At 64.8% G+C, this 7,347-nt stretch carries 5 protein-coding genes; 2 read left to right on the top strand and 3 right to left on the bottom strand.

Annotated elements, in window-relative coordinates:
- Positions 1 to 11: 11 nt before the first annotated feature.
- Together FKR81_RS45530 and FKR81_RS45525 are read left to right on the top strand one after the other, a co-directional pair.
- Positions 12 to 983, top strand: a complete 972-nt coding sequence (locus FKR81_RS45530; RefSeq protein ID WP_235922245.1) for a transposase — start codon at positions 12 to 14, stop codon at positions 981 to 983.
- A complete protein-coding gene (locus FKR81_RS45525) occupies positions 980 to 1,345 on the top strand; it encodes a hypothetical protein (protein ID WP_235922244.1) in 366 nt (121 codons plus the stop codon). Before FKR81_RS45530 ends, FKR81_RS45525 begins: the two co-directional genes overlap by 4 nt.
- 703 nt (positions 1,346 to 2,048) lie before the next feature.
- On the opposite strand, the gene FKR81_RS42830 is transcribed toward FKR81_RS45525, so the two are convergent.
- The 3 genes from FKR81_RS42830 to FKR81_RS44730 form a co-directional block, all read right to left on the bottom strand.
- Positions 2,049 to 5,390, bottom strand: a complete 3,342-nt coding sequence (locus FKR81_RS42830; RefSeq protein ID WP_146361306.1) for a hypothetical protein — start codon at positions 5,388 to 5,390, stop codon at positions 2,049 to 2,051.
- A 513-nt stretch (positions 5,391 to 5,903) separates the two neighbouring features.
- Entirely contained in the window at positions 5,904 to 6,290 is a 387-nt protein-coding gene (locus tag FKR81_RS46195) for a hypothetical protein (protein WP_222598622.1), read from the bottom strand.
- 380 nt (positions 6,291 to 6,670) lie between these two features.
- Positions 6,671 to 6,820 (bottom strand): hypothetical protein, encoded by a 150-nt coding sequence (locus tag FKR81_RS44730; protein WP_222598621.1) that lies wholly within the window; start codon positions 6,818 to 6,820, stop codon positions 6,671 to 6,673.
- Between the last annotated feature and the right edge of the window lie 527 nt (positions 6,821 to 7,347).

Below are 7,347 nucleotides of genomic sequence, written 5' to 3'. Positions count from 1 at the left end.
GACCTGCATGAATGAGAGATCAGGGTGTAGGCACACGCGCGGCAGCTCGGCAATCCCTGTTCTCCCAGTTCAAGGCCCGAATTCGGCGGGTCGTTTGCCTACGAGCTGCGGAAGCCGGGGAGTTCTACGGGTGTCTGACGGCTCGGGCGGATGCGTTGTTCGAGCTGGCAGACGCGGTGTTGTGTACCGATGGCCCGGTTCGCTCGCTGGTGGGCTTGTCGCTGGCGCCGGAGCACCAGCGCGGGCACGGCGCGCTCTACGACGGGATCAACCACGGCGGGGTCGATCTCGCCCGGCTGAGCAATCTTGTTGCCGCGCAACCGTTACCCAGAGCCGCCGATGACCGCGTCGTGCTGGCGGTGGACGTGTCACCGTGGCTGCGGCCGGACGTGAACACCTTACCGGAGCGGTCGTTCTGCCACACCTACGGCCGCAGCAAGGGCCAGCATCTGATGATCCCTGGCTGGCCGTACTCGGTCGTCGCGGCGCTGGAGACCGGCCGCGCCTCGTGGACCGCGCTGCTGGACGCGATCCGGCTACTACCCGGCGCGGATGTCGCGGCGGTGACCACCGCGCAGATCCGCGAGGTCGTGCAACGGCTCATCACCGCCGGTCAGTGGCGCGAGGGCGACCCGGAGATCCTGGTCGTGCTCGACGCCGGCTACGACGCCCCGCGCATCGCCCACCTGCTGGACGATCTGCCGGTGCAGATCCTCGGCCGGATGCGCGCCGACGGCGTGCTGCGGCGTCCCGCGCCGCCACTGCGGCCCGGCCCCAGCCCCGGCCGGCCCGCCCACCACGGCGCCGAGTTCGCCTTCGGCGACCCGGTCACCTGGGGCACCGAACAGGCCAGGACCACCACCGGCACCCGCCTCTACGGCACCGCCACCGTACAGGCTTGGGACCGGCTGCACCCCAAGCTCACCAGCCGAGCGGCCTGGCCGACCACCAGGGACCACTGCCGATCATCGAGGGCACGGTGATCCGGCTGACCGTCGAGCGGCTGCCCCACGGCGGCGAAGCGAAGCCGGTCTGGCCGTGGTGGTCGCAAGTGGACGCCTCCGACACGGACGTCGACCGCTGCTGGCAGATGTTCCTGCGCCGCTTCGACATTGAGCACACCTTCCGCCTGCTCAAGCAAACCCTGGGCTGGACCGTCCCGAAGCTGCGAGACCCCGAGGCCGCCGACCGCTGGACCTGGCTGATGATCACCGTGCACACCCAACTCCGGCTCGCCCGGCCGGTGGCCGCCGACCTGCGCCGGCCCAGGAGAAGCCCACCCCGCCAGAGCGACTCACTCCCGCTCGGGTCCGACGCGGGTTTCGCAACATCCGTGCGAAGATGATCTCTCCAGCCAGTGCGCCGAAACCTCCCATCCAGGCCCCGGACGGCTACCCGGCACCACAAACCAGTGCCGGGCCCCGCGCCACGACGTCGGACGCATCCTCGCCACCGGAGAGGCCTACCAACGTCCCGCCCACCACAAGAAAGGCACCAAACCACGACGAACGGGTTAAAGATCAAGCTTAGCCCACCCCCTGTCGACGAGGTACTCGACGACCAGGAGGCCGTTCGCGATGTCGATCTCGTTGTGCTTGAGGTAGTCGCCCATCTCGTTCTCGTCGCTCTATCCCAGGTGCTCTAGCGACCCTCGGGCACGGCGGTCGATGTCGATCCTCATGCGATGACAGTCCTTAAATGTGCGCGTGCACGCCATCTGGAAATGAAGCTGCCCTGCGTCCTGCGGAAATGAATGTTGACCGTAGACAGTATCGAACACCCGTTCCGTATCTGTTCGGCCTGCGCCGCCGACCGTGGGAGTCGAGGCGATGTGCATCTCGTGGTCTGGGGCACGGCCGCCCGGCTGTGGCGCGACGGCCACTTTCGGGAGGCCGTGACGGGAGCGTCCGAGTCGGTGGTCGCGATGGTCAGAACCGCACGAAACCCAACGACGTGTCTGCGACATCGCTGTGGCGGGAGACCTCCTCCGAGCCGTGCTCATCGATCACGGCATGGACGCTCCACAGGACAATCGTCGACCTCGTGGCTCACCGGTGTGCGCCTCCGCGTGTTCCCGTGGACATCGTAGACGCTCGAACCGCCGTGGAGATCGCGTTGGTGGGCTGTGACGGAGTCGTCGTTGTCGCTTGTTTGTCCGAGTCATCGTTGTTGGTGCTTGCCGACCTCATTGTTGCGACTGCGGCAATCGTCGTTGACGTTGACGTTGGAGGGGTGGGCAGTGAGATCTTCGCTGGCGCGTGGCGAGATGATTTACTGGGTGTATTTTGGCCTGTTGCGGCATTGAAGGGAGTGATGTCAGCGGGTTGTTTGTGGTTGTGGATGGCGCGCGGGTTGGTCCCGTAGACGTCTTTCAGTAGTGGGAGCATTTCTGGCCACTTCTTTTTCGCCCAGAGTGTGCTGTTGTTGGTGACGTGGCCGGTGTTCGCTCCTACGTAGGTGGCGCTGAGCTGGGCGAAGGACTCGTATTTGTCGGTCTTTGCGTAGTTGCCGGGCCAGGGAGCGTCGGGTTGGTTGAGTCTCTGGCTGAAGTGGGTGCCGACGTCGATTTGGTGTGTTTCGTTGAGTCCGTGTTCGTGGATGGCGTGCGCGATCTCGTGGGGCAGCTGGCTGATGTGGTCCTCGTGTACGGCCACGGTGCGGCCGGTCATGGCGGCTTTCTGGTCGTCCCAGCGGCGGCCGTCAGATGTGTTTGTGCCGGCGAGGTGGCTGAATTCGGGTAGTGCGGTGAGGGGCGTGATCTTGGGGAGGATCACCACGCGGACACCGGCGTTGAGCAGTTTGCTGACCACGTCCTTGTTCTGCAGCATCAGCACGGCCTGGTGCTGCGCCTCGTGCCGGGTCGTGGCCGGGTTGGCGACTTCTGGCGGCACCGTGATCATGGCTTTGGCGGCCAGCCAGGCGAACTCTTCCGGGCGTAGCTGGTCGCGCAGGCTGGCCACCTCCTGCGAGACCGTCAGTTTGCGTGTGTCTCTGAGCTCGGTCGCAGCGGCCAGCAGCAGTTGGGCGTCCTCCGTCGCGATGTGGGCGGCGTCGAGCCGGTCGAGCTCGTCCAGGACCTTGTCGGTTAGCTCGTCGGAGGTCCGGTACCACTCGGGCAGCGCAACGTGGGCCATTGCCTCGCTCATCTGCAGTTCCTGATCCAGCCGAGCCGTGAGGTCGTCCCAGACGGGTGAGCGCGTGTCCGCCGTGGCCGCCATCTGGCGCCTGGTCTTCTCGATGACGATCAGGTTTTTGAGCTTGTCCGCCTGCGCAGTGTCCGAGGTCAGGACCGCGTCGACCGCATTCGCCATGGGTGACACCGAGGAGCGGACCGTGTCCAGGCGTTCCTCCGCCTCCTGCTTGAAAATATCCCGGTAGTAGACGACCTGGCCTTCAGCAGCGTCCACGCTCCTGAGCTTGTATGAGAGACCCGCCGCTTCGTCCCGCAGGAACGGGTCCTCTGCCGGATTGGTGCCGGAGTCTGGGGCGACCCACTCCGGACGACCCAGATCACTATCCGAACCCACGGCTGAGTCGTCCGAGTCCAGGACGCTGCTCAGATTTGACCCGCTCCGCGACATCGGCGGCGCCGGATGAGAACCACCGGCATTGAACATCGACCTCAGCCCTGCACTGTCAGTCGGCGAGGTTCGGTCATGCCGACGCCCAACATCCTGCTCGGCACCGTCGACCATCAGTGTCTGTTCGACGGTGTTGTCGATGTCGATGTCGATGTCGATCGAGGGCAGGGTCGGTTTGGACGGCACCATGATGGCGAGGTTGTCGAACACGCTGCGTCCGGTGTCGGGCTTGGTGTTCTTCGCCCATTTCACGAAGTCGTCCGGCGACAGGTAGTCGAAGTAGGACTTCGTCGGGTCGCTCAGCACGAACATCGGCTTGCCGCCGACCTCGGCCGCCTTGAGCAACCACTGGTGCCGCAGTGTGGTGAGCCGGATTCCGGTGCCGGACTGGACCTGTGTCCAGAAGTCGGTCAGCTCGTCCTCGTTCTGCAGGTTCCGCGTGAGCGGCACCTCGGGTTCGTCCCACAGCTCGTCCTTGGACTCCTCGCGGGGGTTGGGCGCCAGGTGCTGGGAGACCGCGTCCCGGAACGGGATCTGCCGTATTACCGTCGTGCGCCTGAGTGGCCGGTCGAAAGCCAGCGGCAGCGCCGCGGGGACGCTCAACTTCCAGGCACCAGGGAGCACCTTCTTGGTGAGCACCGGCAGGGGATGGCCGTCGGCGGGGTTGAGCGTGGTCACCGCGGCCAGCTTCTGCATCGTGCGACCCCATTGGGTGGACAGCTCTGCCCACTGCTCACGCACGGCGGGAGTGCTGACGTCGGCCTCCGCGAGTGCTTTCGCCTTGGTCTTGATCTGCTGGAACACCGTCTTCGCGTCGTCGACGCGTTTCTGCGCCATCTCCCTGATCGTCCGGCCGAACGGCCGGTCCTTCTTGCCCAGCAGCTCGATCGGCGTGGTGTCCAGCTGCTGCTCGACCCGCTCGATAACGCCGTTGCCGACCATCAGCAGACCCGCGACGGTCGGCACCTTGCCACGGACCTCGGTGTTCGTCGCCGCGGCCACGCAGGTGCTCATGAAGCGCTGCTCGTCGTGGCCGGTGGCCCCGAACAACGAGTCGGTCAACGCGGTCGGGTTGCGCAGCAGCGTCTGGAACAACTCGTCGTTCTGCAGCGCGCCCCGCGCGTCCGCGGTGAGGTTGGTGAGACCGAGCAGAGCCATCTTCTGCGGCAGTGGCAGGTCCGGCCTGTAGTCGATGCCCTGCACAGTCGAGCCGGCGACGTCGAAAGGATCACGACCCGCCATCACGTTCACCGCGATATCGCTCAGCACCTGCTGCAGCTTGTCCACCGACAGCGGCTGCACGGTCTTGCGGTCACGCACACTCCCGAAGCTGAGCTTCGAGTTGTCGCGGAAGTCCTGTTCCCGCGACGGCACCAGCGAGGTCGCCAGCACCGCGTCACTGACCAGCGACCGCACCCTCGCGCGCGCGTCAGGGTCGTTCAAGCCGGGGAGGTTCTGATCGATCTGGCCCAGTGCGTCCTTGACCGCGGGATTGCCCAGCACGATGCCCGTGTAGTTCTCCAACCTGCCACCGACAGCCATCGCCGACAGCTCGCCGAGCTTCGCGACGACGCCAGGGTCGGCGAGGTTCGGCAGGTCCGCGAACGTGGTCCGGTACTGACCAGCGAACTCGCTCTCCATCGCCGGAAGAGCCACCACGGACGGTGAGCGGGCCTGCTCTACTCGACCTTCCGTGGTGACCTGGGCATCGTCGACTTCAATGAAAAGGCCTGGGTACTCGGTGCTCAGCTCGGACGACAGGTTACTACTGGGAAGGTCGAGACTCGGCACCCTCAGTTCCGATGTCACAGTGGGAACACCACCGCTGGGCGGTGTCGGGTCGGTGTCGCTGGTAGTCGACATGAACTCTCTTCTCGTGTCCCGGATAGAGCGGATGGCGCCAAACGTGTGACTCCCTGTTCAGAACACGAGATCGTCCTTGACATCTGTTCACACCAACGGCACGTCCGCCAATCCGACAGCACGTCATCGGCGGCCTGACCTGCGGTAATGTGGGATCTTCGACGCTGGCAGGCTGCGCCATGAAGCAATGCCGTTCAGATAAGCCATCCGTCGAGGTCAGTGTGGTGCGCTGACCTCGGGGTGTGGCGGGTACGGTGGTTTGCTGTGACGTCGTCGGGGGTTGGGGTCCGTGTCGAGGCCATGGGGGCGGTTGACTGACCACAATGGACTGGGTGTGTTGTCGGCCAGGTTCGATCGGGACCTGCTCGAGGAGGTCCTCAACCGCTCCGCAAGGACGGCGGTGGTGGAGTTAATCCGCGTGGTCAACGCCCCAAGGCCCGTCCGGGAGCGGCTCCCTGGTTACAGGCAACGAGGGGAACGCCTTGCGGCGCATTCGACGCGCCCTCGATCATGATCTTCTTCCGGCCCGGCAACCGCATGCTGGCCACGGAGCTGAGGTTTCGGGCAGGAGCATCGGGCAGGAGCATTGGGTTCCTGAACTGACCGACCATTGCGCAGGTTGCCAAATTTGGCCGTGTACTCACTGAGGTTTTCTCGGTAGCGTCCTGGGTGTTCGAGCTGTGTGAGAACCAGTGCGGCCTTGGCGATGTCTCCGATCCGCCAGGGACATTGGGTGATCCGGTTCTGGGTTTTCCGTCGGGTGAGGAGCATCGCGGCGGCTCGTTCACCGAGGTAACGCGGCCGGGTGAGCAACATGTTGTGGCTGCGGTTGTCGATGTCGAGCACGGTTCGACACCTGCCTGCTCAGACTCAACCGCCAACGCGACTTCTGCTCTCACGCGGTCGGCGGCGGGCCGGTCAGTATGGCCCGGCCACGATCTTCCAGAAGTCTGTGTCGAGCCTTCAGCATCTCAAGACGTCTGCGGCGGGGGGGGGGGGAAAAAAACAGGTTTTAGGACCCGCCCCCCGACCCCAGGAGAAACACCTTCCCAATCACCAGCCCTCGGCGGGGGGGCCAGTAAACTCGATGAGTTTCCTGGCCCCGCCGCAGACGGAATTCGATCGACCCGGTGAGTCGAGCGGACGTCCACTCGACTCACCGGGTCGATATCACCGACTTACTGACCGTAGTGTCTGTTGCTACCGTGAGGCCGTGTCGTTGCCGGTTAGAAGGGGTCGCCACTGCCGCGACGTACGGGGGTAAACCCGCCTGCGATCTGAGCCAGCTCGGCCTCGGTTAGGTCCCGCCGCTCGACACGCAGACTGGGCCGCACGTACGTCGAAACCTCATCGACCTTTTCCTGCATGTCCTTCATCAATCTTACTCCTTGTCCTCGTTGTCCTCGCTCTTCCAGCAACTCGAGTAGCGAGATCCGACATTTGGCCCACTATTGCGCTTGGCGGATATGAATATCATTGCCCGCAGTTGAATCACCGCCATCAGCGATACCCGCAGGCGTTACGCAACACCACGCAAACGAAGCATATTTGCACAGGTCAACGGGCGAGGAGGGCGTCTTTTTGTCGCGGACCGGCGTTGCGCGGGCATCGGCGGACGCTGACTGCGACCATGCAAGCCGCCTTGTCGCACAGGCGACAGTCGTCAGCGGTCTAAATTACGGGCGGGGATGATCGGCCCGATGAGCGCGAGGCCAGCAGCGCCGGCGACAGCCCCATCATTTGTTGGCGCTGCGCGCGACGCACAAGGCGAGGAAGTGACCCATTTTCGTCTTGGGTTGGATGCGTTGGCAGGCGAGGCTTCTTGCTGATCACAGGCTGATGATCACCGGCGTGGCTTCGCCCGGATGCGGCGAAGCCCCTGCCGGCAGAGCTATCGACCAAG

This window comes from Lentzea tibetensis, from assembly GCF_007845675.1.
Lineage (GTDB): Bacteria > Actinomycetota > Actinomycetes > Mycobacteriales > Pseudonocardiaceae > Lentzea > Lentzea tibetensis.
The sequence above is the reverse complement of the archived record's forward strand: the minus strand, read 5'-3'. Positions and strand labels throughout refer to the sequence as shown.